This is a genomic window from Streptomyces sp. NPDC039424 (assembly GCF_055639495.1).
The window spans coordinates 400,590-421,749 of the sequence record NZ_JBVKAI010000005.1 but is presented as its reverse complement, the minus strand read 5'-3'; the positions used below and the strand labels follow the sequence as shown (position 1 = coordinate 421,749).

General features: G+C 70.9%; 21 protein-coding genes and 1 tRNA gene. 17 read left to right on the top strand and 5 right to left on the bottom strand.

The window, feature by feature from the left end; all coding sequences use genetic code 11:
- Nucleotides 1-28: 28 nt before the first annotated feature.
- From ACZ7L0_RS16285 to ACZ7L0_RS16240, 10 genes are all read left to right on the top strand, one after another.
- Entirely contained in the window at nt 29-667 is a 639-nt protein-coding gene (locus ACZ7L0_RS16285) for a hypothetical protein (RefSeq protein WP_471243108.1), read from the top strand.
- Between the two features lie 7 nt (nt 668-674).
- Nucleotides 675-1,517 carry a peptidoglycan-binding protein gene (locus ACZ7L0_RS16280; protein ID WP_471243107.1) on the top strand — a complete coding sequence of 281 codons (843 nt, stop codon included), beginning with the start codon at nt 675-677 and terminating at the stop codon, nt 1,515-1,517.
- A gap of 38 nt (nt 1,518-1,555) precedes the next feature.
- Complete coding sequence (locus ACZ7L0_RS16275) at nt 1,556-1,762, top strand: hypothetical protein (protein ID WP_471243106.1); 207 nt, start codon at nt 1,556-1,558, stop codon at nt 1,760-1,762.
- A complete protein-coding gene (locus ACZ7L0_RS16270; protein ID WP_471243105.1) occupies nt 1,759-2,013 on the top strand; it encodes a hypothetical protein in 255 nt (84 codons plus the stop codon). Before ACZ7L0_RS16275 ends, ACZ7L0_RS16270 begins: the two co-directional genes overlap by 4 nt.
- A 262-nt stretch (nt 2,014-2,275) precedes the next feature.
- Entirely contained in the window at nt 2,276-3,757 is a 1,482-nt protein-coding gene (locus ACZ7L0_RS16265; protein WP_471243104.1) for an FG-GAP-like repeat-containing protein, read from the top strand.
- 98 nt (nt 3,758-3,855) lie between these two features.
- Complete coding sequence (locus ACZ7L0_RS16260) at nt 3,856-5,268, top strand: FG-GAP-like repeat-containing protein (RefSeq protein ID WP_471243103.1); 1,413 nt, start codon at nt 3,856-3,858, stop codon at nt 5,266-5,268.
- A 35-nt stretch (nt 5,269-5,303) separates the two neighbouring features.
- The gene (locus tag ACZ7L0_RS16255; RefSeq protein ID WP_471243102.1) at nt 5,304-6,731 is read left to right on the top strand and encodes a hypothetical protein; all 1,428 of its coding nucleotides are present in this window, start codon (nt 5,304-5,306) and stop codon (nt 6,729-6,731) included.
- A 70-nt stretch (nt 6,732-6,801) separates the two neighbouring features.
- Entirely contained in the window at nt 6,802-8,241 is a 1,440-nt protein-coding gene (locus ACZ7L0_RS16250; RefSeq protein WP_471243101.1) for an FG-GAP-like repeat-containing protein, read from the top strand.
- 46 nt (nt 8,242-8,287) lie between these two features.
- Entirely contained in the window at nt 8,288-9,382 is a 1,095-nt protein-coding gene (locus tag ACZ7L0_RS16245; RefSeq protein WP_471243100.1) for a Yip1 family protein, read from the top strand.
- Nucleotides 9,383-9,609: 227 nt separating this feature from the next.
- The gene (locus tag ACZ7L0_RS16240) at nt 9,610-10,386 is read left to right on the top strand and encodes a calcium-binding protein (protein WP_471243099.1); all 777 of its coding nucleotides are present in this window, start codon (nt 9,610-9,612) and stop codon (nt 10,384-10,386) included.
- 56 nt (nt 10,387-10,442) lie between these two features.
- Here the strand turns inward: ACZ7L0_RS16240 and ACZ7L0_RS16235 are convergent, their stop codons facing one another.
- Both ACZ7L0_RS16235 and dcd read right to left on the bottom strand, forming a co-directional pair.
- The gene (locus ACZ7L0_RS16235; protein WP_471243098.1) at nt 10,443-10,952 is read right to left on the bottom strand and encodes a phosphoribosyltransferase; all 510 of its coding nucleotides are present in this window, start codon (nt 10,950-10,952) and stop codon (nt 10,443-10,445) included.
- 5 nt (nt 10,953-10,957) lie between these two features.
- Nucleotides 10,958-11,533, bottom strand: a complete 576-nt coding sequence (gene dcd / locus ACZ7L0_RS16230) for a dCTP deaminase (protein WP_471243097.1) — start codon at nt 11,531-11,533, stop codon at nt 10,958-10,960.
- Between the two features lie 553 nt (nt 11,534-12,086).
- On the opposite strand from dcd, the gene ACZ7L0_RS16225 reads away from it, so the two are divergent.
- A tRNA-Gly gene (locus tag ACZ7L0_RS16225) sits at nt 12,087-12,160 on the top strand.
- A 317-nt stretch (nt 12,161-12,477) separates the two neighbouring features.
- Here ACZ7L0_RS16225 and ACZ7L0_RS16220 read toward each other — a convergent pair.
- Nucleotides 12,478-13,806 (bottom strand): helix-turn-helix domain-containing protein, encoded by a 1,329-nt coding sequence (locus ACZ7L0_RS16220; protein ID WP_471243096.1) that lies wholly within the window; start codon nt 13,804-13,806, stop codon nt 12,478-12,480.
- A gap of 537 nt (nt 13,807-14,343) precedes the next feature.
- Here ACZ7L0_RS16220 and ACZ7L0_RS16215 point away from each other — a divergent pair.
- The 5 genes from ACZ7L0_RS16215 (at nt 14,344) to ACZ7L0_RS16195 (ending at nt 18,844) form a co-directional block, all read left to right on the top strand.
- Nucleotides 14,344-14,895, top strand: coding sequence for a DUF4232 domain-containing protein (locus ACZ7L0_RS16215; RefSeq protein ID WP_471243095.1), 552 nt, complete (start codon nt 14,344-14,346; stop codon nt 14,893-14,895).
- A gap of 523 nt (nt 14,896-15,418) precedes the next feature.
- Nucleotides 15,419-15,964 carry a DUF4232 domain-containing protein gene (locus ACZ7L0_RS16210; RefSeq protein WP_471243094.1) on the top strand — a complete coding sequence of 182 codons (546 nt, stop codon included), beginning with the start codon at nt 15,419-15,421 and terminating at the stop codon, nt 15,962-15,964.
- Between the two features lie 120 nt (nt 15,965-16,084).
- A complete protein-coding gene (locus ACZ7L0_RS16205; protein WP_471243093.1) occupies nt 16,085-16,363 on the top strand; it encodes a hypothetical protein in 279 nt (92 codons plus the stop codon).
- A gap of 95 nt (nt 16,364-16,458) precedes the next feature.
- A complete protein-coding gene (locus ACZ7L0_RS16200) occupies nt 16,459-16,680 on the top strand; it encodes a hypothetical protein (protein ID WP_471243092.1) in 222 nt (73 codons plus the stop codon).
- Nucleotides 16,681-17,083: 403 nt separating this feature from the next.
- The gene (locus ACZ7L0_RS16195) at nt 17,084-18,844 is read left to right on the top strand and encodes a serine/threonine-protein kinase (protein WP_471243091.1); all 1,761 of its coding nucleotides are present in this window, start codon (nt 17,084-17,086) and stop codon (nt 18,842-18,844) included.
- 21 nt (nt 18,845-18,865) lie between these two features.
- Here the strand turns inward: ACZ7L0_RS16195 and ACZ7L0_RS16190 are convergent, their stop codons facing one another.
- Complete coding sequence (locus tag ACZ7L0_RS16190) at nt 18,866-19,972, bottom strand: CU044_5270 family protein (protein ID WP_471243090.1); 1,107 nt, start codon at nt 19,970-19,972, stop codon at nt 18,866-18,868.
- Nucleotides 19,969-20,730: an RNA polymerase sigma factor gene (locus tag ACZ7L0_RS16185; protein WP_471243089.1), complete on the bottom strand. Its 762-nt coding sequence runs from the start codon at nt 20,728-20,730 to the stop codon at nt 19,969-19,971. Before ACZ7L0_RS16185 ends, ACZ7L0_RS16190 begins: the two co-directional genes overlap by 4 nt.
- A 156-nt stretch (nt 20,731-20,886) precedes the next feature.
- On the opposite strand from ACZ7L0_RS16185, the gene ACZ7L0_RS16180 reads away from it, so the two are divergent.
- Entirely contained in the window at nt 20,887-21,147 is a 261-nt protein-coding gene (locus ACZ7L0_RS16180) for a DUF7683 domain-containing protein (RefSeq protein ID WP_471243088.1), read from the top strand.
- Nucleotides 21,148-21,160 lie beyond the last annotated feature (13 nt).

The following is a 21,160-nucleotide window of genomic DNA, read 5'->3' as shown; positions in this document are numbered from 1 at the left end:
GCCCGGCCCGTTCCAAGGAGGAAGCATCATGGCCCTGCTCACCCCGCTTGGCAGTCTCCCCTACCCGCAGCCCGCGGACGCCGCGAACGTCCCCCAGCACATCCAGTCGCTCGCCGAGGCGGTCGACGGCCGCACGGTGCTGCGGTTCGCCGATGCCGCCACCCGTGACGCGAAGGTGTCGTCACCGGTGGCCGGCATGCTCGTCTGGCTCGCCACGCCCAAGCAGTTCTGGCACTACACCGGCAGCGCCTGGGCCCAGCTGGCCCCCGGCCCGGTCCACAAGGCGAACACCACGGTCGGGACGACCACGTCCGCCTCGTACGTGGAGACCCTCACCGGCTCCACCGGCGACCCGACCGCCGTCTCCTTCACCGCCCCGGCCTCCGGCTCCGTGCTGGTCACGGTGGGCGCCCGGATCAACAGCAGCGCGGCGACGGCCTGCTACGTCTCCGCCAACGTCCGCCTCGGCACGACCGTCGCACTCGCGGCCGCCGACGCCCGGGCGGCGATCTCCTACGGCACCAACCTGTGCTCGGCCACCACCCAGTTCCAGGTCACCGGCCTGACGGTGAACAGCTCCTACACCGCCACCCTCGCCTACAAGTCGGCCGCCACGACCAGCACCGCCACCTTCACCAACCGTTTCGTGACCGTCACCCCCGTCTGAGGACGCCATGGCCACTCCCCTGACCCCGGACGCCCTCGTGCGCGCGCTGCGCGCCGAGGGCGTCGCCGTCCGCGAGCACGGCGACTGGCGGACGCACAACCGCGACCACAAGGGCCCCTGGGGCCCCGTCCACGGCGTGATGCTGCACCACACCGCCGGCTCGGACAGCCTCCGCCTGTGCCTGGAGGGCACCGCGGCGCTGCCCGGCCCGCTGTGCATCGGCCTGATCACCAAGGACGGCACCGTGCACCTGGTGGGCTACGGCCGCACCAACCACGCCGGTGCCGGCTCGACCGCGGTCCTGGACGCCGTACGCGCCGAACGCACCTCGCTCCCCGCGCCGGGCCCGGACGCCGTCGACGGCAACGCCCGCTTCTACGGCTTCGAGATCGAGAACCTGGGCACCGGCCACGACCCCTACCCCGCGGCCCAACTCGCCGCCGTGGAACACCTGTCGGCGGCCATCTGCCGGGCACACGGCTGGTCGGCCGACAGCGTCATCGGCCACAAGGAGTGGACCCGCCGCAAGATCGACCCGTCGTTCTCCATGCCGGGCATGCGCGCCCGCGTGGCGGCCCGGCTGGGCGTGCGCCCGGGAACGTACGAACCCTTCCCCGGCGCCGCCTACTTCGTGCCCGGCCGCACCAGCCCGCTGATCACCGCGGTCGGGGAGCGCCTGGTGGCCGAGGGCTGCGGCCGTTACACCGTCGGCCCCGGCCCGGTCTGGGGAGCGGCCGACATCCTCTCGTACGCCACCTGGCAGCGCAGGCTCGGCTACACGGGCGGCGCCGCCGACGGCGTCCCCGGCCGGACGAGCTGGGACCGGCTGCGGGTGCCGCGTGCCCGATGACGACCCGCCCTGACCGATCGCACCCGAGGAGGCCCGCCATGAGCGATGCCACGCGCCGCACCCTGCGGACGGCCGTCCAGACCCTCGTCGCACTCGTCCCGCTGCTCGCCGGACAGCCCGCGGCCCGCAGCGCCCCGGCGGTCGCGGGCGTGGTGGCGGTCGCCGCCGCGCTCGCGCGCGTGATGGCCCTGCCGGAGGTGGAGCGCCTCCTTCCGTCCTGGCTCCGCAAGGAGGGGAGGCGATGACGACCCGAGAAGCGGAGGGAGTGGCCCTGGAACTGGAACGCCTGCGCCGCTCGGTCGACGTCGGGTTCGCCACCACCCGGGGCGACCTGGCCCTGCTCCTCCAGCGCGCCGACCAGACCGACAAGACCCTCGGCGACCACGAGGACCGCCTCGACGCCCTGGAACGCGGCCGCTGGCCCCTTCCGTCGCTGGCGGCGGTGACGTCCTGCACGGCCCTGGCGGTGACCCTGTGGGAGGCGACCCGCAGATAGCCGGGTCCGGTTGCCGTCGGGGCTGGGCACACGGCGGTACACCCGCGGTGCGCACCCCCACGGCAGCCTCAGAAATTTACCGAACTCACGTACAACCCTTACGTCCCACCGCAGGTCTCCTGATCGCCGACCGCCCCGGAACCGCGCATGTCCCCAGGGACAACGCGCGGCGAACACAGCGAAACCGGCAACACGGACGGTCCGCACCCCATCGACTGCGGATGCCCTCCAGGCATCCCCCGCATGCAGCAGGAGACCCCGCATGCACACCCACCTGCGACTCGCCCTCGCGACGGCCACCACGGTCGCGCTGACGGGCGGTCTGCTCACCTTCGCGGCCACGACCGCCTCGGCCGCGGACTCCACCACGGTCGCGAAGGCCGACTTCAACGGCGACGGCGTCGGCGACGTGGTCACCTCCGCCGCCACCGCCTACGTCAGCGGCCACAAGAACGCCGGCCAGGTCATCGCGCTGTACGGCAGCGCCACCGGTGTCACCTCCGCCAAGCGCACCACCCTCAGCCAGAACACCGCCGGCGTCCCGGGCACCGCCGAGGCCGGTGACGGGTTCGGCGCGGAGCTGGCGTACGCCGACTTCAACGGCGACGGCTACGACGACCTCGCCGTCGGCTCCCCGTACGAGAAGGTGGGCACCGACACCAACGGCGGCGCCCTCGCCATCCTCTGGGGCTCCGCGAGCGGCCTCACCGGCAAGGGCGTCGACGTCCCCGACCCGGCCGCCGGCTCCCACGACTACTGGGGCAAGGACCTCGCCGCCGGCGACTTCGACGGCGACGGCAAGGCCGACCTGGCCGTCGGCAACTCCTCCAGCACGCTCTACGTGTACAAGGGCGGCTTCAGCGCCTCCGGCACCCCGGGCGGGCGCACCAGCATCAAGCCGCCCATCGTGGCCGGCAGCAACGACTCCCCCTTCGGCCCGATGAGCCTGACGGCCGGTGACGTCAACGGCGACGGCCGTACCGACCTGATCGTCGACGGGTACGAGACGAGGACCAGCAGCCACTGGAACACCAACTACTGGCTGCCCGGCACCGCGAACGGCCTGAGCGTGTCCTCCGCCAAGGCCCTCAAGTCCGGCATCGTCACGGCCGTCGGTGACATCAACGGCGACGGCTTCGGCGACATCGTCAGCGGCGCCTCCTGGGACACCACGACCGAGAACGGCACATCCGTCCCCGACAGCGCCAAGGGCGGCCGGGTGGCCATCACCTACGGCTCCGCCTCCGGTCCCGGCACGACCAAGTCCGTCAACCAGAACACCGGCAACGTGCCCGGCACCTCGGAGACCGGCGACGGCTTCGGCTGGGACCTCGACCTCGGCGACATCAACGGCGACGGCTACCAGGACCTCGTCGCCAGCTCCCCTAACGAGGACATCGGCGGCGTCACCAACACCGGCCAGGTCACCGTCCTGTACGGCTCCGCCTCCGGCATCAACACCGCCTCCGGCGCCCAGTCGTTCGCCCAGAGCACCGCGGGTGTCCCCGGCAGCGACGAGAAGACCGACCTCTTCGGCGCCGACGTCAAGCTCGACGACATCACCGGCGACGGCAAGGCCGACCTGGTGGTGGGCTCGTACGAGAACGGCGGCGACGGCGCGCTGACCTACCTGCCCTCCAGCGGCACGAAGATCACCACGACCGGCTCCCGCGCCATCGCCGCGAGCGCCGTCGGCGTCTCGACGTCGGGCAGCCCGCAGTTCGGCGCCCTCTTCGCCGACTGAGCCGACCGAGCAGACCGAGCAGTCGTACTCCCGTAGTGACGGGCCCGCGGCCACCCGGCCGGGCCCGTCCCCCGCCCCCTCCCCCCGGAGCCCCCGCCTTGCGCAAGCGCACCCTCCTGCTGGCCGCCACCCTCACCACCGGCCTGCTCACCGCCCTCCCCACCACCACGGCCTCCGCCGCCCCCTCCGGTCTGTCCGGCGACTTCAACGGCGACGGCTACCGGGACGTCGCCATCGGCGCCGCCGGCACCCAGGTCGGCTCCGCGCAGCTGGCGGGGGCCGTCGTCGTGCTCTACGGCTCGTCCTCCGGGGTGTCGGCCGCCAAGCGGACCGTGATCACCCAGAACTCCGCCGGGGTGCCGGGCACGGCCGAGGAACTGGACAGCTTCGGCAGCAGCCTGGCCGCCGGCGACCTGGACGGCGACGGCTACTCCGACCTCGTCGTCGGCGCCCCCAGCGAGAGCATCGGCGACCGCGACGGCGTCGGCTCCGCCACCGTCCTGTGGGGCGGCAATTCCGGCCTGTCCGGCGGTGCGGTGCTGCCCCAGCCGTCCACCCTCTCCGAGGGGGGCGGCTTCGCCTCCGGCGTCGCGGTCGGCGACTTCGACGGCGACGGCAAGGCCGACGTCACCCTCACCGGGCAGTCCCGCACCCGCCTGTACAAGGGCCCCTTCACCCGCGCCGGAGCCCCGGTCAGCCACACCTCGATCGGCGAGGTCGGCTCCACCTACGAGGTCACCGCCGGCGACCTCAACGGCGACGGCGCCGCCGAGCGCGTGTACCCGTACACCCTGGACAGCGACGAGGGCGGGGTCATCGGCTACTTCACCTGGACCGGCATGAAGTACGCCCTGAAGGACCTGCCGAACGCCGACGGCTTCGCGGGCTCTGTCGGCGACATCAACGGCGACGGCTACGGCGACCTCGTCCTCGGCGACCACAACGACCCGTGGGAGCACAAGACCTCCGGTCACAAGGGCGGCCAGATCAGCGTCTGGTACGGCGGCCCGAACGGCCCCGACCCCGCGCAGCAGCCGACCGTCATCAACCAGGACACCGCGGGCGTGCCCGGCACCGGCGAGGCCGACGACCTGTTCGGCGCGGCGCTGAGCACCGGCGACGTCAACGGCGACGGCTACGCCGACGTCGCGGTCGGCGCCCTGGGCGAGGACGTCGGCTCCGCGGACAGCGCCGGCTCGGTGACGATCCTGTTCGGCTCCGCGTCCGGCCTGAAGACCTCCGGCTCCAAGTCCTACACGCAGAACTCCGAAGGCGTCCCCGGTACCGCCGAGTACGCGGACGACTTCGGCCAGTCCGTCCGCCTCGTCGACCTCGACAAGAACGGCAAGGCCGACCTCGTCGCGGGCGCGGGCGGTGAGAACGGCCACGGCGCCGTCACCGTCCTGCGCGGCTCCGCCTCCGGTCTGACCGGCACCGGCGCCAAGTCCATCACCGCCACCGATGTCGCCCTGAAGGGCAACGGGTACTTCGGCTGGGCCATCGCCCAGTGACGCACCGCCGACTCCGCTCTCGCCAAGGGAACCCCATGCGCATCCGTGCCACCGCCGTCGCCCTCGCCGCGGCCCTGGCCCCACTCGTGCTGACCGCCCCGGCCGCGCACGCCGCCGGGGCCGCCGCCCCGTACGACTTCAACGGCGACGGCCGGACCGACCTCGCCATCGGCGCACCCGGCGCCACCGTCGCGGGCCAGACGAAGGCGGGCGCCGTCTCGGTCGTCTACGGCGGCTCCACCGGCCTGCAGACCTCCACCCGCACGCTGCTCACCCAGAACACCTCCGGCGTCCCCGGCACCGCCGAGGCGGGCGACGCGTTCGGCGCCGCCGTGGCCTCCGCCGACCTCAACCAGGACGGCTACGCGGACCTCCTGGCCGGCGCCCCCGGCGAGGACGCCGACGGCGACACCAACGACGGCACGGTGGTCGTCGTCTGGGGCTCCAAGTCCGGCCTCTCCGGGGCCCGTACGCTCATCAACTACTGGAACGAGGACGTGGACCGCTACGGGCAGGCGCTGGCCGCGGGCGACCTCGACGACGACGGCGACCTGGACGTCGCGGTCGGCTCCACCGGCCCGACCAACCTGTCCTTCATCAACGGCCCGATCACCAAGTCCGGCTCCTTCAACGGCGGTTCCGGCGCCGGCTTCCCCAGCTCCTACTCGGACTCGTACGGCATCACGTCCCTGTCCGTAGGCTCCGTACCGGCCTCCTGGCACACCAGCCTGGTGGTGCACGGACGCCGGGCGGGCACCGACGACGCGATCACCAACCTGGTGCCCGACCCGTCCATCGGCAACTACACCGACTGGATGCAGACCCTCCCCGCGGGCTACGTCTCCTCGATCGGCGACATCGACCACGACGGGTACGCGGACATCGCGATCGGCAACGAGCGCGAGACCTCCGCCGACCCGGCGGGCGCCAAGGGCGGCGTCGTCACGATCGTCTACGGCGGCCCGGACGGCCGCGACACCTCCCGCAACCCGTTCGTCGTCACCCAGGACACCACCGGCGTGCCCGGCACGGCCGAGACCGGCGACGCCTTCGGCAGCAGCGTCTTCCTGGGCGACCTCAACGGCGACGGCTACGCGGACCTGGCCGTCGGCGCGTCCGGCGAGGACTCCGGCGCCGGCGCCGTCACCGTCCTGTACGGCTCGGCCTCCGGCCTGAGGACCACGGGCGGCAAGTCCTTCACCCAGAACACCGCGGGCGTCCCCGGCACCGGCGAGAAGGGCGACCGCTTCGGCGCCCGGGTCGTGCTCGCCGACCACTCCGGCGACCACCGCGCCGAGCTGACCGTCGGCGGCCCCGGGGAGAACTCCGGCGACGGCACGGTGTGGTCCCTGCGCGGCTCGGCCTCGGGCCCGACCACGACCGCCGCGCTGAGCTTCGGCCCCTCGGCCACCGGCGTCTCCACGGCGGGCGCCCCGGCCTACGGCTCGGTGCTGAACGGCTGACCAGCGCCCACTCCTCCCGAACGGCCCCCTGCGCCCTCGACGGACATCCACGCGCCCTGAACGGATCCCCATGCGCAAGCGCACCCTCCTGGTGGCGGCGACCCTGACCACCGGTCTGCTCACCGCCCTGCCCTTCGGCACGGCGACCGCCGCCCCCGCCGAGTACGCCGACGACTTCAACGGCGACGGCTACCGCGACCTCGTCACCGCCGCGCCCTCCGCCACCGTGGGCGGGGTGACGTACGCGGGCGCGGTGGTCGTGAACTACGGTTCGAAGTCCGGGATCACCGCCGCCCGCCGCACGGTGATCACACAGAACAGCGCCGGTGTCCCCGGCACCGCCGAGAAGAACGACGAGTTCGGCTCGGCGCTCGCCTCCGGCGACCTCAACGCCGACGGGTACGCCGACCTGGTGGTCGGCGCCGCCAAGGAGGACGCCGGCTCCGACACCGACGGCGGCACCGCGGTGATCGTCTGGGGCGGCGAGAACGGCCTCTCCGGCGGCCTGGCCGTCCCCGACCCCGCACCCTCCGCCCACGACCGGTACGGCATGTCCCTGACCGTCGGCGACTTCACCGGCGACCACCGGCCCGACCTGGCCGTCGGCAGCACGGACAGCGACGCCTGGATCTTCCGGGGCGGCTTCACCAAGACCTCCGGCGCTCAGTCCCGCTTCGCACTGCACACCGACCTGGAGACCGGCACCGGCTACGGCGCCCGGTCCCTCGCCGCCGGCGAGCTCAACGACGACGGCTCCGACGACCTGGTGATCAGCGGCACGTACCACTCCGACGGCTCGGCGTCCTACGACGGCACCCTGGTCTACGACGGCTCCGCCAACGCCTCCCCGCTCTCCCTCGAGACCGTCCTGCGCAACGACAGCCGGGACACGGCGGCCGTCGGCGACCTCAACGGCGACGGCTACGACGACGTGGTCACGGCCGCGGCCCCCGGCAAGGTCTCCGCGGGCGACGGCGGCTCGGTCAGCGCGTACTTCGGTGGCGTCAGGGGCCTGGAGGGCGCCCGGCAGACGATCACCCAGAACAGCCCCGGCGTCCCCGGCTCCGACGAGCCGGAGGACTGGTTCGGCCACTCGCTCTCCGTCGGCGACGTCGACGGCGACGGGTACGCGGACGTCGCGGTCGGCGCCCTCTACGAGGCCATCGGCTCCGCCTGGCAGACCGGCACCGTCACCGTGCTGCGCGGCTCCTCCGCCGGACTGACCGGCACCGGCTCCCAGGCCTTCTCGCAGGACACCGCCGGCGTCCCCGGCACCGCCGAGGACAACGACTGGTTCGGCTCGGCGGTCCGGCTGGCCGACCTCGACGGCGACGGCAAGGCCGACCTCTCCGTCGGCGCCTTCGGGGAGAACGGCTCGGACGGGGCGGTGTGGAGCCTGCGCGGCTCGGCCTCGGGCGTCAGAACGGCCGGCGCGGTGAGCTTCGGTCCGTCGGCGACCGGAGTGTCCGCCTCGGGCTATCCGCGCCTGGGCTTCCTGATGGGCCGGTGACCGCCCCCGACGCACCCCTGACGAAACTCTGACGACCCCTTAGGGGATGTCACAGCTCGGCAGCAAAGCCGGGCCCGGATCGCCGGGCCCGGCACGTCACTCCCCGGGACCAGGTACGTTCGACAACGTGGCTGGATTCAGGATCGGACGCGGCGGCCGGGACAACCGGACCCCGCAGGGACAGCAGGCGCCGCAGGGGCCGTCGTACGGGCAGCAGGGACCCCCGCGCGGACAGCAGGGGCCGTCGCGCGGACAGCAAGGTCCGTCGCGCGGACAGCAGGGGCCGTCGTACGGCTACCCGCCGGCGCCGCAGCCGTACCCGCAGCAGCAGCGCCCGCAGTACGGCGCCGGCCCGGGTGCGGGCGGCCAGTGGCCCCAGGCGAACGGCGGCTACCCGGGCGGCGGCCAGGGCGGCGACGGCCCGGAGTACTTCGGCGACGGCTACGACGACGGCGGCTACCCGGGCCAGGGCGGCACCCCCGACCCGTACGCGGCCAACAGCCCGGGCCACACCCAGGCCTTCTCCGTCGACGAGGCCGCCTCCTACTCCCAGGGCGAGACCTACCACGCGGGCGCGGCGGCCCCCTCCGGTCCGATCGGCCCGCCCCTGCACTGGAAGGAACTGCTGCGGGGAATCGTCCTCTCCCCCGACCAGACCTTCCTCCGGATGCGGGACTACACGATGTGGGTCCCCGCCGTCGTCGTGACCTTCCTCTACGGCCTCCTCGCCGTCTTCGGCTTCGACGGCGCCCGTGCGGACGCGATCAACGCCACGCTCTCCAACGCCGTCCCGATCGTCCTGACGACGGCCGTGGCGATGGTCCTGTCGGCCTTCATCCTGGGCGTGGTCACCCACACCCTGGCCCGCCAGCTCGGCGGCGACGGCGCCTGGCAGCCCACGGTCGGCCTCTCCATGCTGATCATGTCCCTCACGGACGCCCCCCGCCTGGTCTTCGCCATGTTCTTCGGCGGCGACACGGGCTTCGTACAGCTCCTCGGCTGGGCCACCTGGGTCGCCGCAGGCGCCCTGCTGACCCTGATGGTCAGCCGCTCCCACGACCTCCCCTGGCCGAAGGCCCTGGGCGCGTCGGCGATCCAGCTGATCGCGCTGCTGTCGATCGTGAAGCTGGGGACGTTCTAGCTTCTGGGCAGTTCACCGGCGTGAGAAGGGCCCCCGGCGTGTCAGCCGGGGGCCCTTTCCATCGGCCCGCGAGATATCTGTGTGACGCCTGTGGCATCCCGAACGCTGGAGGAAGTGCGACATGCGCTGACCCGCGGTGGAACCGCGTTCGACCGCTGACGGTCAGCCGCTCATGACCCGCCGCGCCGCGAATCCGGCGGGTGCGGTTTCCTAGCCTTGGGAGCTTTATGCGCAAGCGCGCAACCTTCGCCGTGCTCGCCGCCGCCACCGCGCTGGGCGGACTCGTCGGCCCCGCCGCGTACGCGGACGAGACCGTCGGCGACATCCAGGTCACCGGTGTCTCCGTCAACGGCGGCAAGAACGTCGTCGTCGGCGTCGCCGACAAGACCGTCACGGTCTCGGTGACCGCCACCGATCCTTCGGGCATCTGGGACGCCGACTTCCACCTGTGGCGCGGAACCGATCCCGACAACCCCGACGGCTACATCACGCCGAACGAGGACACCACCCCCGCGGACTGCGTGGCCGCCGACGCGACCACCTCCACCTGCTCGAAGACGTTCACCTTCGAACCGGACTGGTGGCTCACCAACGCCGACGCCGGGACCTGGAAGGTCTCGGTCGAGGCATCGGCCAACGACGGCAGCTGGACCCGGCGGGACACCTACACGACCGCCCGCCTGCAGCGGTCCTCCAAGCTGACCGTCAACGCGTCCCCGGAACCGATCGCCAAGGGCAAGACCCTCACGGTCATCGGAAAGCTCACCCGGGCGAACTGGGACACCGACACCTACACGGGCTACACCGCGCAGCCCGTCAAGCTCCAGTTCCGCAAGGCGGGCACCAGCACGTACACCACCCTCAAGACGGTGAACACGTCCAGCACGGGTGACCTGAAGACCACGACCACCGCATCGGTGGACGGCTACTGGCGCTGGAGCTTCGCCGGCACCACGACCACCCCGGCCGTCTCGGCGGCCGGTGACTACGTCGACGTGCAATAACGCCATGAAACGGGCCCCGGCGTGGAGCCGGGGCCCATCCCTGTCGAGCCGGTCGGTCAGAGTGCTTCCCTGTTCGGCTTCGGCGGCTCCCCGGACTTGGCTACCGGAGGCAACACACTCCACGGGAAGTTGATCCAGTCATCCGTCCGCCGCCACACGTAGTCGCACTTCACGAGGGACTGAGACTTCTCGTAGATCACCGCGGACCGCACCTCGGCGACGGCCTCGACACAGAAGTCGCGCACGAGCTTGAGCGTCTTCCCCGTGTCCGCCACGTCGTCGGTGATCAGGACCTTCTTGTCGGAGAAGTCGATGGCGTTCGGGACGGGAGCGAGCATGACGGGCATCGGAAGGGTGGTCCCCACGCCCGTATAGAACTCGACATTCACCAGGTGGATGTTCTTGCAGTCCAGGGCGTAGGCGAGCCCGCCCGCGACGAAGACTCCGCCGCGCGCGATGCTGAGGACGATGTCCGGCTCGTACCCGTCGTCGGCGATCGTCTGCGCGAGCTCGCGCACGGCGACCCCGAACCGCTCGTAGGTGAGGTTCTCCCGCACGTCGCCCACGTCACTCACACCTGCGTCCGGTGGAAGTTGAGGTAGGAACGGGAGGCGGTGGGCCCGCGCTGGCCCTGGTACCGGGACCCGTACCGCTCACTGCCGTAGGGGGCCTCGGCGGGCGAGCTCAGCCGGAACATGCACAGCTGGCCGATCTTCATGCCGGGCCAGAGCTTGATGGGCAGGGTGGCGAGATTGGACAGCTCAAGGGTCACATGCCCGGAGAACCCGGGGTCGATGAACCCGGCGGTGGAGTGCGTGACCAGCCCCAGCCGCCCGAGGGAACTCTTCCCTTCGAGCCGGGAGGCAAGATCGTCGGGCAGCGTGATCACCTCGTACGTGGAGGCGAGCACGAACTCCCCGGGATGCAGGATGAACGGCTCGTCGCCCTCCGGCTCCACCAGCCGCGTGAGGTCCGCCTGCTCGACGGAGGGGTCGATGTGCGGGTACCGGTGGTTCTCGAACACCCGGAAGTAGCGGTCCAGCCGCACGTCGATGCTCGACGGCTGCACCATGGATTCGTCGTAGGGATCGATCCGCACCCGCCCGGCGTCGATCTCGGCCCGGATGTCCTTGTCTGAGAGAAGCACGTCCCGAGGATACGCAAGGCGCGCGGAGCCGTAACAACCGTGACGACTCCACGCGCCGAGTTACTGCTGTTGCCGCTGTTACCGCGGCCGCTACTTTCCGCTACTTCCTCTACTCCCGCGACTGCCGCTACCGCCGCTATCGCTTCTGAAGAGCCACCGGCACGACACTGCGCAGCCGGGCACACCGTGGACACCGGACGAGCCGGCCGGGGCCGAGCCGCTCGGCCTGCTGCATCGGGAACGAAGCGGTACTGAACACGTGCCCATCGGCACAGCGGACGAGGGTGCGTTCCATCAAGTCCAAGAGTCCCTTCCCCAAGAGCCGCGTCTGGCTGACTACCCTGACGACAAAAGCCACATTACGGGATCAAGGAGACGACTCTCCAGGCGGCACTCCGACCCCGCCACCGTACGCCCCAACTCCGTTCCCCCACACCCCGATCCCATGCCTGAAACCCACTCAGCCCCCAGGGCTTCAGCACCGGGGGCCTACGATGAGGTACAGTGAGCGAGCATTCGGACACGGGCTCCAGCGGGGGCCCGGCCGTCTTACGCGGGTGTAGTTTAATGGTAGAACATCAGCTTCCCAAGCTGAGAGCGCGAGTTCGATTCTCGTCACCCGCTCCATGATGAAGGCCCAGGTCAGAGACCCGGGCCTTTTTGCTTGGCGGGGTCTTCCTGGTGGCCTTCTCCGAGGACTGCCCGGCGCGTCAGGGGGCGCCGGAGGGGTGGAGAGCGTGTGCCCGGTGTGGCGGAGATCGTAGAGGCGGGAGCCCTCCGGCATGCCGACAGTCTCCGGGTCGAGCGGGGTGCCTGGCTCGTCGTCCTGGCCTGCGTAGTTGCGCGATGCCCCGGGGTGCCCGGATCCCACCGGGGGCGGGGACGGCCGGGTCCCCGCCGTCGCCGGTCCTGCTGTCGGGCGGGCTGTGTGGTCTGTTGCTTCGTCAGTCGCCGGTCATGGGGACCCAGCCGCGGGGGTTGCGGTACCAGTAGTGCGGTAGCCCTTTGATGCTGGTGGTGCGGAACGGGCGGCCGTGGTCGTCGATGCGCATCGTGCCGGATCGGCCCTGTGAGGACCAGTCGAGGTCGAGGTACCAGTCGCAGGTGCAGGACTCGGTGCGCGCGGAGAGCAGCAGGACCTCCGGCTCTCGCAGGGACACCTGGTAGGGGAAGTCGATCGCGGGGGCCGGTCTGTCCGGGTCGTTGCCGGGCATCGAACGGGCCAGGGGTCGGTGTGCGTCGAGGTTCACGGAGAAGTAGCGGGGGACGAGGATGGCGCCGCAGCCTTCATACATGGAGTAGGCGATGCCCCGGCGGGCGTCGGGGGTGGTGCGGTTGACCACGCGCACATGCAGTGCCTCCAGGACGACGGCGGCGGAGCCGCGTCCCTGCACCGAGATCCGCAGATCGGTGGTGCGCCCGTGCACCGCCCCCTGGGACGTGGCCCACACCGCGGCGTCCGCCGGGGTCGGCGGCGGGGGGACCTGCTGCGGTGGCTTGGCGATGACATAGTCATGGTCGCATTCGAGTTGCCAGAGCTGGGAGTTGGCCGTCCAAGTGAGCGGGGCCGGCGGCGGGACCGTGCCGGCGCCCGCCCGGTTCTTCTGCGGGCCGGCGCCGCTGTGCGTGGCTGGTGCTGAGGGTTTCGGTGTGGTGCGGGCGGAGGTCGGCGACTCACCGCCACCGGAGAGGGGTCCGGCAGCGGGTTGCGGGCTGCCGCCGCTGTGCGTGGCTGGTGCTGAGGGTTTCGGTGTGGTGCGGGCGGAGGCCGACGACTCACCGCCACCGGAGAGGGGTCCGGCAGCGGATGTGGTGAGGCCGGCGAGCGCGACGGCCAGCGAGGCCGCCAGTGCTATCAATCGCCCGGGCCGTCTTCGGGGGCGCCCGGCAGGGGGCCGCCGGTCGGCCGGCGAGGTCGGCTCCGGGCGCGGGTCGGCCGGCGAGGTCGGCTCGGGGGCCTCGTCCGCCGGGGTGCCTTGGCTCGCGGATGTGGCCGATGCCGCGATGCTCGTGGTGTCGTGGGGCGTCGGTGCCCGCCGGGCATCGGATGGGCGTGATCGTCGCCGTGCCGCGACTGCCAGGATCCACCGGCGGTGCAACTCCACGCGTTCCTCGGGGGAGGCTCCGCAGAGTGCGGCGAACCGCTCGATCCCGGTGAAGTCCAGGGGAACCGCCTCTCCGGCGCAGTAGCGGTGCAGCGTGGAGGCATTCACGCCCAGGCGGCGGGCCAGCGCCGCGTAGCTGCGGTCTGTGCGCTCCTTCAGACGCGTCATCAGTAACGCGAACTCCGCTACGTCATCGTGGATTGCATCCATGTGGTCCGTACTCGCATCCATCCGTCGGCCTGTGCAGTCATGTCCCGATCCGGGACGGCATCCCGGACACTCACCAAACCTGCACGTCAGTACGGCTGGGATGGTTCCGGGGTTGCGCCAGCCCACGAGACCTCGATGTCCTGCCGGCTGCGGGAGTACCACTGGAGTACTAGAGGTGGCGCCCGAAGCAGCGCTCCGGCCTCGGGGGGTTCCATCCCGGACAGGCATCCCAGGCTTCCTTGTTTCTGCAGGTTGTCGGGGGTGGGATCGGCCCACCGTCGCAGGTTGGGTGGCGGCCGTTGTCCCAGGCCCACGAGGCATCCGATGCTGTGGCTGTCGCACCGGCTGAAGCGGCCGACCGCCTGGCAGCACCACGACATCCCGACCCACCCGTCCACGGGGACACCCATGTCTTCGGGCACCCGGGATGCATGCCCCTGAGTGCCAGGCCGCGGGCGCGTGCGACCTCGTACCGATCAGAAAAGGAACACGCATATGAACGTGAAGTCCCTCGCGGCCCGCCGTGTGGCCGTGGCCGCGGGTCTCGTCCTGGCTCTCGGGTGTGGTGTGTCGGCACAGGCCTCCGCCACCGGGCCGCAGACCGTCGCCGCCTGCTCCCAGGAGGTCCTCGGGGTGTCCGCCGTGAAGGAGCCCGCAGACAGCAAGGACGCCAGGCACCTCCTCCTCACCGTCCAGAACGCCGGCGACAAGAAGTGCAATCTCTACCGCTACCCTCTCGTGCGGCTCGGTGCCGGTCGGACCACGGCCCCCGTGATCAAGGAGAGCGACCCGAACCCGGGAGTGCCCGTCACCCTCGCTCCGGGTGAGGAGGCATACGCCGCTCTGCTCGTCAGCGGCGGCGCCAGGGATGAGTACGAGGCCAAGAACATCACCCTCGGCCTCCAAGGCCGGAAGCTCGGCAGCAGCGCGGGCAAGCCGATCGATGTGCCCATGCCCGTCGCCAAGTTGTACGCGGACGACGGTCAGCGTGTCACCTACTGGACGACTGCCTCCGGTTTCGCCCTGGATTTCATCATGTCGAAGTGATGGACCTCGGTCGGGACCGCTTCCCAGCGGCTGACCAGAACGCTCACATGGCCTACTGAACACCGGCTGAAGTCGTCCGATGGCCCGGCAGACCCCGGATTCGCCGGTAGTAATGACCGTGCCGCAGACCGAGTGGGTGAGACGGAAGTGTGAAGGCCCAGGTCAGCGACCTGGGCCTTTTTGTTGTGCCCGGTAGCAAGGCGACGCAGCCCTTGCCCCGGAGCCCCCACCAGTCCTCCGTTCCGTTCGGCATTCCAGGAAGAGCACGTTTCCCCAGGTCAGAGCCGGTTCGCGCATTCCAGCGTCCCGGAATTCCGGATGTGATGGCGGATGGGACGGCGCAGGGCACAGGCTTGGGCCGTCCAAGCACGGTGCCTCGCCGGACACGGTGATCGGCCCCGCTCAACTCCGCTTTCGTGGTCCGCGTTTCCGGCGTGCCCGCGCACCGGGACAAGAGCGACCGACCGGCACAGTTCACAACTGGAAGATCATCTTCCTGGTGTTCAGAGAAAGCAGTCCATTCATGCGTATCGCCACTCGTTTCACCGCCCGCACGGCCGCCTCCTCCATGGTTGTCGCCGCCCTCGCGCTCGTCGGATTCCAGGCCGCCGGGCAGACCGCCTCCGCCGCCACCACGAAGGCGTCCTCGATCGTCACCTGCACCGCGGCGAACACCGCGCTGACCGTGACCGAGGTGTCCCGCCCGATCAACCACCTGCTGCTCAAGGCCACCAACACCGGCACCAAGCCCTGCTACGCCTACAGCGCCCCCTTCCTGAGGGCCGGCGCCGACGCCCAGGCCCCGCTGCCGTGGGCCGAGGAGACCACGCCGCAGGCCGTGCTGATGCTCGAGCCCGGCCAGTCCGCGTACGCGGGCATCACGACGTACTCCCCCGAGGGCGAAAAGGGCAGCAACACGAAGACCCTGGGCGTGATCTTCGCTGACAAGAAGGGCAACGCGACCAGCACGGAGAAGACCCTGACGCTGCCGAACGGCGGTGCCTTCTTCAACAGCGCTGCGATCGTCACCTACTGGCAGGACAACGCGGCGGACGCCCTCACCTGGTAGCCGTCCTGGCGTCCCACGACACAGCCGCCGTCCGGCCGCACCGGGCGTCCCGCCTTCACCGGGGGCGCGGTGCCGTCGGCGGCGGCACTCGGCGTGTGCGGTGGCTGTCATCATCATCGGGTGGCGGTCAGACAGCTTCCGGCAGGGTGGACCCTGGAGAAGATCCGCGAGGTCTCCGGCGACCGGGAGGCCACACCTCTCGACACCGATCGCGTCGTGACGGGCTGGCCGATGCAGGGCGAGCGGCTCCACCCCGAGATCGTCTTGGGATTCCACGGACTGTGTCTGGTGAAAGCCGTCAACGACGACGACTGGTACATGGGGAGCCTGAACGACGACGGCAGCGTCACCTGCTGGAGCGCCTACGGCGACCTGTACGAGGCACTGCGCGGCCTGTAGCCCGTACTCCTGTGCGGTCGCCGGCGGGGCTCGAGCCGAACGGCGGCCATGGACAGCCGCCGCGAACGGATGCCCGCAGGGGCATACTGGCGTCAATGACAAAGCCAGCTGCACAGAAGCGCCATCTGCCTACCAGCCCCTTCAAGGCCCCGGTCCCGCCACCTCTCAAGCATTTCGCCGTGGGAGACCAGGTCACACATGACATGCACGGCCTCGGCCGGGTGATCGGCGTCGAGGACGGGATCGCCGTGCTTGTGGATTTCGGTTCGACGCAAGAGCGGATCTTGAGTCCGTACGCCAAGATGAGCAAGCTGTAGGACCGCTGTGCCCGGTCACGGCACGCCAGGTGCCTGGACGGCCCTGTACCGATAGGAGACCTCTCATCGACCTGACCTCGCTGTTCTCCGCTCCGCAAGGGGCGCCACACCGCACCACCGAAGCATCGCCGCCCCCGGCGACGAACCCCTTCCAGGCCCCGGACTTCGGGGAGAACGAGAACTTCCTGATCGAGGATGCGCAAGCGTCCGCGTCGGACATGGGTATGACTCGACCCTAGTTGGTTAGTTAGTTAGTTAGATAACTAGCTAGCTAGCGCGATCAATGCCTCAGCAGCCCGCGTTTGTGGTCGGACCGCCCGAACGGTGGCGCATGTGATGCGGCGGTGTCACGATTCGAACATCGTCCAAGTGCGCTTTGTGCCGGGGGTGGAGAGTGCAGGCGTTGGCCGACGACGATCCGCGGCAGGTGGGCGAGTACGAGCTGTTGTTCCGCCTGGGTGAGGGCGGCATGGGCCGTGTGTATCTCGGGCGGTCGCCGAGCGGTCGGCTGATCGCGCTCAAGATGGTGCAAGCGGAGAGGGCCGACGCTCCGGACTTCCGAGTACGGTTCGAGCGCGAGATCCGTGCGTCGCTGGAGGTCTCCGGGCCGGGCATGGTGCCGGTGGTGGACAACGACCCGCTCGCGCCCGTGCCCTGGCTGGCCTCGGACTACGTTCCGGCGCCCTCCCTCGACGAGGCTGTGCGCGTGCATGGTGCGCTGCCCGTGCACACGTTGTGGCGGCTGCTGTCGGGGCTCGCCGAGGCAGTGCGCAGGGTGCACGCGTGCGGGCTGGTGCACCGCGACCTCAAGCCTGCGAACGTGCTGCTGTCCTCCGACGGGCCGCTGCTGATCGACTTCGGGATCGCCCGCGCCGCCGCGGACACCGCCCTCACCAGAACAGGCATTGCGGTCGGTACGCCGGGCTATATGTCACCGGAGCAAGCCCAGACGCAGGAGGTGAGCGGCGCCAGCGACGTCTTCTCGCTCGGCGTGGTCCTGGCATTCGCAGCCACCGGGCGCCCTCCGTTCGGGTCGGCAGGGTTGGACTCGCTGTACCGGATCGTGTACGAGGAGCCGGACCTGCGCGATGCGCCGGATGATCTCATGACGGTGCTGCGCAAGTGCCTGGCCAAGGAGCCCGGTTGCCGTCCCTCCCCCGAGGAACTGTGCGCCTGGGCGGAGGAGCACGGCACCGACGCCGCACACTGGCTGCCCACCTCCATCGCGTCGGAACTGGTTCGAAGGCGCGAGCAACTCCGCGATCTGGGGTTCGATGATCGGGACGCGGGGCCGGGACACGACCGAGGTCAGGGAGACGACCGAGGCCGGGGACACGACCAAGGCCGGGTACCACCCCCCGCTGCGGCCCCTCCCCCCGTCGAGGCCCCTCCCCCAACGACCGCCGCCTCCCCGATCGCCGACCTGCCGACGGCCGCAGCGGTCCCACCGGCACCCCTGGTCCCACCGGCCCCGGTAGCCCCACCGCCACCCGCCCCCGTAGCCCCACCAGCCCACTTCCGCAGTCGGCCCGGCTCCACCGCCCCGGCGCGCTCAAGCCCGCCGCCGTCCTTGCGACCACCGTCCTTGCGTCCGGCGTCCGCCGAAGGCCCGCGGGAGCAGGTCCGGGTCGCGCGCTGGGTGCGCAGGTCGGCGCTGGGCCACCCGCTGCTGAGCCTGCTCGGCTTGTTACCGATGTTCGCCCTGTTGGTAGCGGGGCCCGATCTCAAGGCGCATGCCCGCGAGCACCCGGCGGCAGAACAGGACAGTGCCTGGTGGGAGGGGCTGACCCGCTGGGCGATGGTGGAGGACGGGTGGCGGGTGCCGCTGACGGTGCTCCTCATCGTCGGACTGGTAGGACTGCAGTACTTCCGTGCACGGCTGGAGCGCTATCCCGTGGCAGGCACCCGGACCTGGACCGCGGCCATCGGCGGTTTCTGGCTCTTGTGGTCGGCCATGGTGTCGCTGACCCTCTTCTGGGTCATGGGGGTGGGCGACGGCGCCGAGGAGGATCTGGTCGGCAAATGGTTCAGTAACACCGTGAATGTCACGTGGTCCGTTCTGCTGGCCAACATGCTGGCGGCGCCGTTCATCGCGGTGGCGGCTGTGGTCCGCCTGCTGCGCGGCCTCTTCGGTGACGTGGCGCGAACCACGTCACCTCGGTGAGTTCCGATGGAGATGGATACGTCAGTCGCCCTGTGACGGGGTCCGCTTCATGCCGTCGACGATGGCGCGGTTCGTGACGGCGCTGGTGAAGACGACCGTGCCGGGCTTGATCAGGCCGTTCTCTTCGCTGGTCCTGGCCACCTGAACCGTGCGTTCGCCCAGGTAGACGTGGGTCTTCTTGTCGAAGATCCATTCCTCGCGCTGACCGCTGGTCTTGTCCAGCCGGGCCACGGCCACACCGTGCCGGCCCGTCGCGTCCACCGCGTCGTCGACCACGACGACACCGGGGATCTTCGCGGCGGCCTTGAAGAGTGCCGAGTACAGCTCCGCCGGGGGGTAGCTCTCGACGAGCAGGTCGCCGATGGTGGTGAACGCCTCCTGGTCGGGGGAGTTCCCGTGCCCCGCGGTCTCCTTGTAGATCTTGGCCAGCAGGGCGTCGGGGTCGGTGGTCAGCTTGGCCAGGTAGTCGTACGACGGACTGTTCAGGTCCGCCTTCAGGGCGTTGCCCTGCTCGTCGGGGAGGCTCAGGGTCTCGCCCTCGGGGTCGTCGTTGACGGCCGGGTCGATCAGCCAGCCCTTGGTGCCGTCCGGGGACTTCCACACCTGGCGGGTGTGCAGCTCGTGGCTGGCCAGGGTGCTCTTGTCACCGTTGATCTTCACGAAGCTGTCGGCCGTCTCGGACTCGATGTAGATGTACTGGCCGGGCTTGACGGTCGACTGGTCCGCCTCGGACGCCGCCAGCGAGATCTGGTCGAGCAGCCGCGGTACGTCCTTGGTGGTCGCGGCGCCGACGGTCGTGGTCAGGGCCGGTCCGGTGGCGACGCCGCCGTCCTCGACCCCGCCGCCGTGACCGGAGTTGGCCACCCCGACGACGACCACCCCGGCGAGGGCGGCGGCCAGCGCGGGCAGGGCGATCGCGGGGCGCGGCAGCCGGAAGCGCCGGGTCTTCGCCGGGGCCGTCGGCTTCGCCGCCGTGCGCTCTTCCGCCTGGGTCTCGTGAATCTGGGCCATCATGCGCTCCTTGTGGAACTGGTGACGGCCCGGCGGCAGATCGCGCGTCGTCCGGTCGAAGAGCTGTGCGCCTTCTTCCCACTCGGCAGCGTTCTGCCGGGACGTGTTCGCGTTCATCGGTTTCCTTCCTGTGCGGGCCGGATCGCGTGTGCGTGATCGCCTCTTGTCTGTCGGCCGGGGCGGCCTACTTCCCGTTTCCCGAGACTTTTTTCGAGATTTCCGTCGAGGCTTCCGTCGAGGTATCCGTCGCTTCCTTCGAGGCTTCCTTCGGGATTTCTCTTGAGTGCTGCTGTCGCGGTCGGGTGTTTCAACCGCCGTGCGTGGTGTGGTGGTTGAGGTCTGGCCTGTTCGGCCTCGGCGAGCTTGCGGAGCTTCTTGCGGGCACGGGAGAGCCGGGAGGCGACCGTGCCGACCGGGATGCCGAGCGCCTCCGCCGCGGCCTCGTAGTCCAGGCCCTCCCCCAGGCAGAGCGCGATGACCTCGCGCTCCGGGCGGCGCAGTGCCGCGAGGGCGGTGAGTGCCGTCGCGAGGCGCTGTCGGCCGTCGAGCCGGTCCGCCACTTCCTCGGCGTGGTCGGGCACCGAGAGCTCGGCCGCCGCGGCGGCCTCCGCAGCCGCCCGGTACCGCCGGTTGCTGCGGTACTGGTTGCGTGCGGTGTTGGTGGCGATGCCCAGCAGCCAGGGCCGCAGGGAGCCGCCCTCCGGATCGACCTTGTCGCGAAGCCGCCACGCCTCCATGAAGGTCGCGGCCATCACGTCCTCGGCCGTGGACCAGTCGGCGGTCAGCCGGAAGGCGTGGTTGTAGACCGCGCGGGCGTGGCCGTCGAAGAGCTCGGCGAACGCGCTCGAATCCCCGGCCCGTACCCGGGTTCGCATATGAGTGCTCACCTCAATGAGCTGTCCGGCACCCCGCACCGACTTCCCGTGACCTGCGCCACACTCGGTCTCGGCCGCATGAGGTGCGGGTGGCGATGTAGCCGTCGGGGCGAAAGAGTACGGTGGCGCGGCGGCACGGCGCCCTACGATCACGGAATGTCTGAGCGAGAGCCCGAGGCCGTCTGGGTCCTGGAGGGGTACGGCAAGGTGGACGACACCTTGCGTACGGAGCATCCCATCAGCCGTGAGCAGCTGCTCCGGTTGCGGGAGGTGCTCACCCCGGATGCCGACGACCCCTGGATGCTCCACTGCTACCGCGTGCCCACCGAGCTGTGGCCCGCGGTGGACGCGATCCTCCGGTGCGGGCCGCCTCACCCGGAACTCGACTACCTGACGGGCGCCTACGCGGCCGGGTGAGCCCGCGTGTGAC

Coding starts and splice junctions, on each gene's coding strand:
- ACZ7L0_RS16285 (WP_471243108.1), top strand. CDS start 29: ATGGCCCTGCTCACCCCGCTTGGCAGTCTCCCCTACCCGCAGCCCGCG.
- ACZ7L0_RS16280 (WP_471243107.1), top strand. CDS start 675: ATGGCCACTCCCCTGACCCCGGACGCCCTCGTGCGCGCGCTGCGCGCC.
- ACZ7L0_RS16275 (WP_471243106.1), top strand. CDS start 1,556: ATGAGCGATGCCACGCGCCGCACCCTGCGGACGGCCGTCCAGACCCTC.
- ACZ7L0_RS16270 (WP_471243105.1), top strand. CDS start 1,759: ATGACGACCCGAGAAGCGGAGGGAGTGGCCCTGGAACTGGAACGCCTG.
- ACZ7L0_RS16265 (WP_471243104.1), top strand. CDS start 2,276: ATGCACACCCACCTGCGACTCGCCCTCGCGACGGCCACCACGGTCGCG.
- ACZ7L0_RS16255 (WP_471243102.1), top strand. CDS start 5,304: ATGCGCATCCGTGCCACCGCCGTCGCCCTCGCCGCGGCCCTGGCCCCA.
- ACZ7L0_RS16250 (WP_471243101.1), top strand. CDS start 6,802: ATGCGCAAGCGCACCCTCCTGGTGGCGGCGACCCTGACCACCGGTCTG.
- ACZ7L0_RS16245 (WP_471243100.1), top strand. CDS start 8,288: ATGTCACAGCTCGGCAGCAAAGCCGGGCCCGGATCGCCGGGCCCGGCA.
- ACZ7L0_RS16240 (WP_471243099.1), top strand. CDS start 9,610: ATGCGCAAGCGCGCAACCTTCGCCGTGCTCGCCGCCGCCACCGCGCTG.
- ACZ7L0_RS16220 (WP_471243096.1), bottom strand. CDS start 13,806: ATGACGCGTCTGAAGGAGCGCACAGACCGCAGCTACGCGGCGCTGGCC.
- ACZ7L0_RS16215 (WP_471243095.1), top strand. CDS start 14,344: ATGAACGTGAAGTCCCTCGCGGCCCGCCGTGTGGCCGTGGCCGCGGGT.
- ACZ7L0_RS16210 (WP_471243094.1), top strand. CDS start 15,419: ATGCGTATCGCCACTCGTTTCACCGCCCGCACGGCCGCCTCCTCCATG.
- ACZ7L0_RS16200 (WP_471243092.1), top strand. CDS start 16,459: ATGACAAAGCCAGCTGCACAGAAGCGCCATCTGCCTACCAGCCCCTTC.
- ACZ7L0_RS16190 (WP_471243090.1), bottom strand. CDS start 19,972: ATGAACGCGAACACGTCCCGGCAGAACGCTGCCGAGTGGGAAGAAGGC.
- ACZ7L0_RS16185 (WP_471243089.1), bottom strand. CDS start 20,730: ATGCGAACCCGGGTACGGGCCGGGGATTCGAGCGCGTTCGCCGAGCTC.
- ACZ7L0_RS16180 (WP_471243088.1), top strand. CDS start 20,887: ATGTCTGAGCGAGAGCCCGAGGCCGTCTGGGTCCTGGAGGGGTACGGC.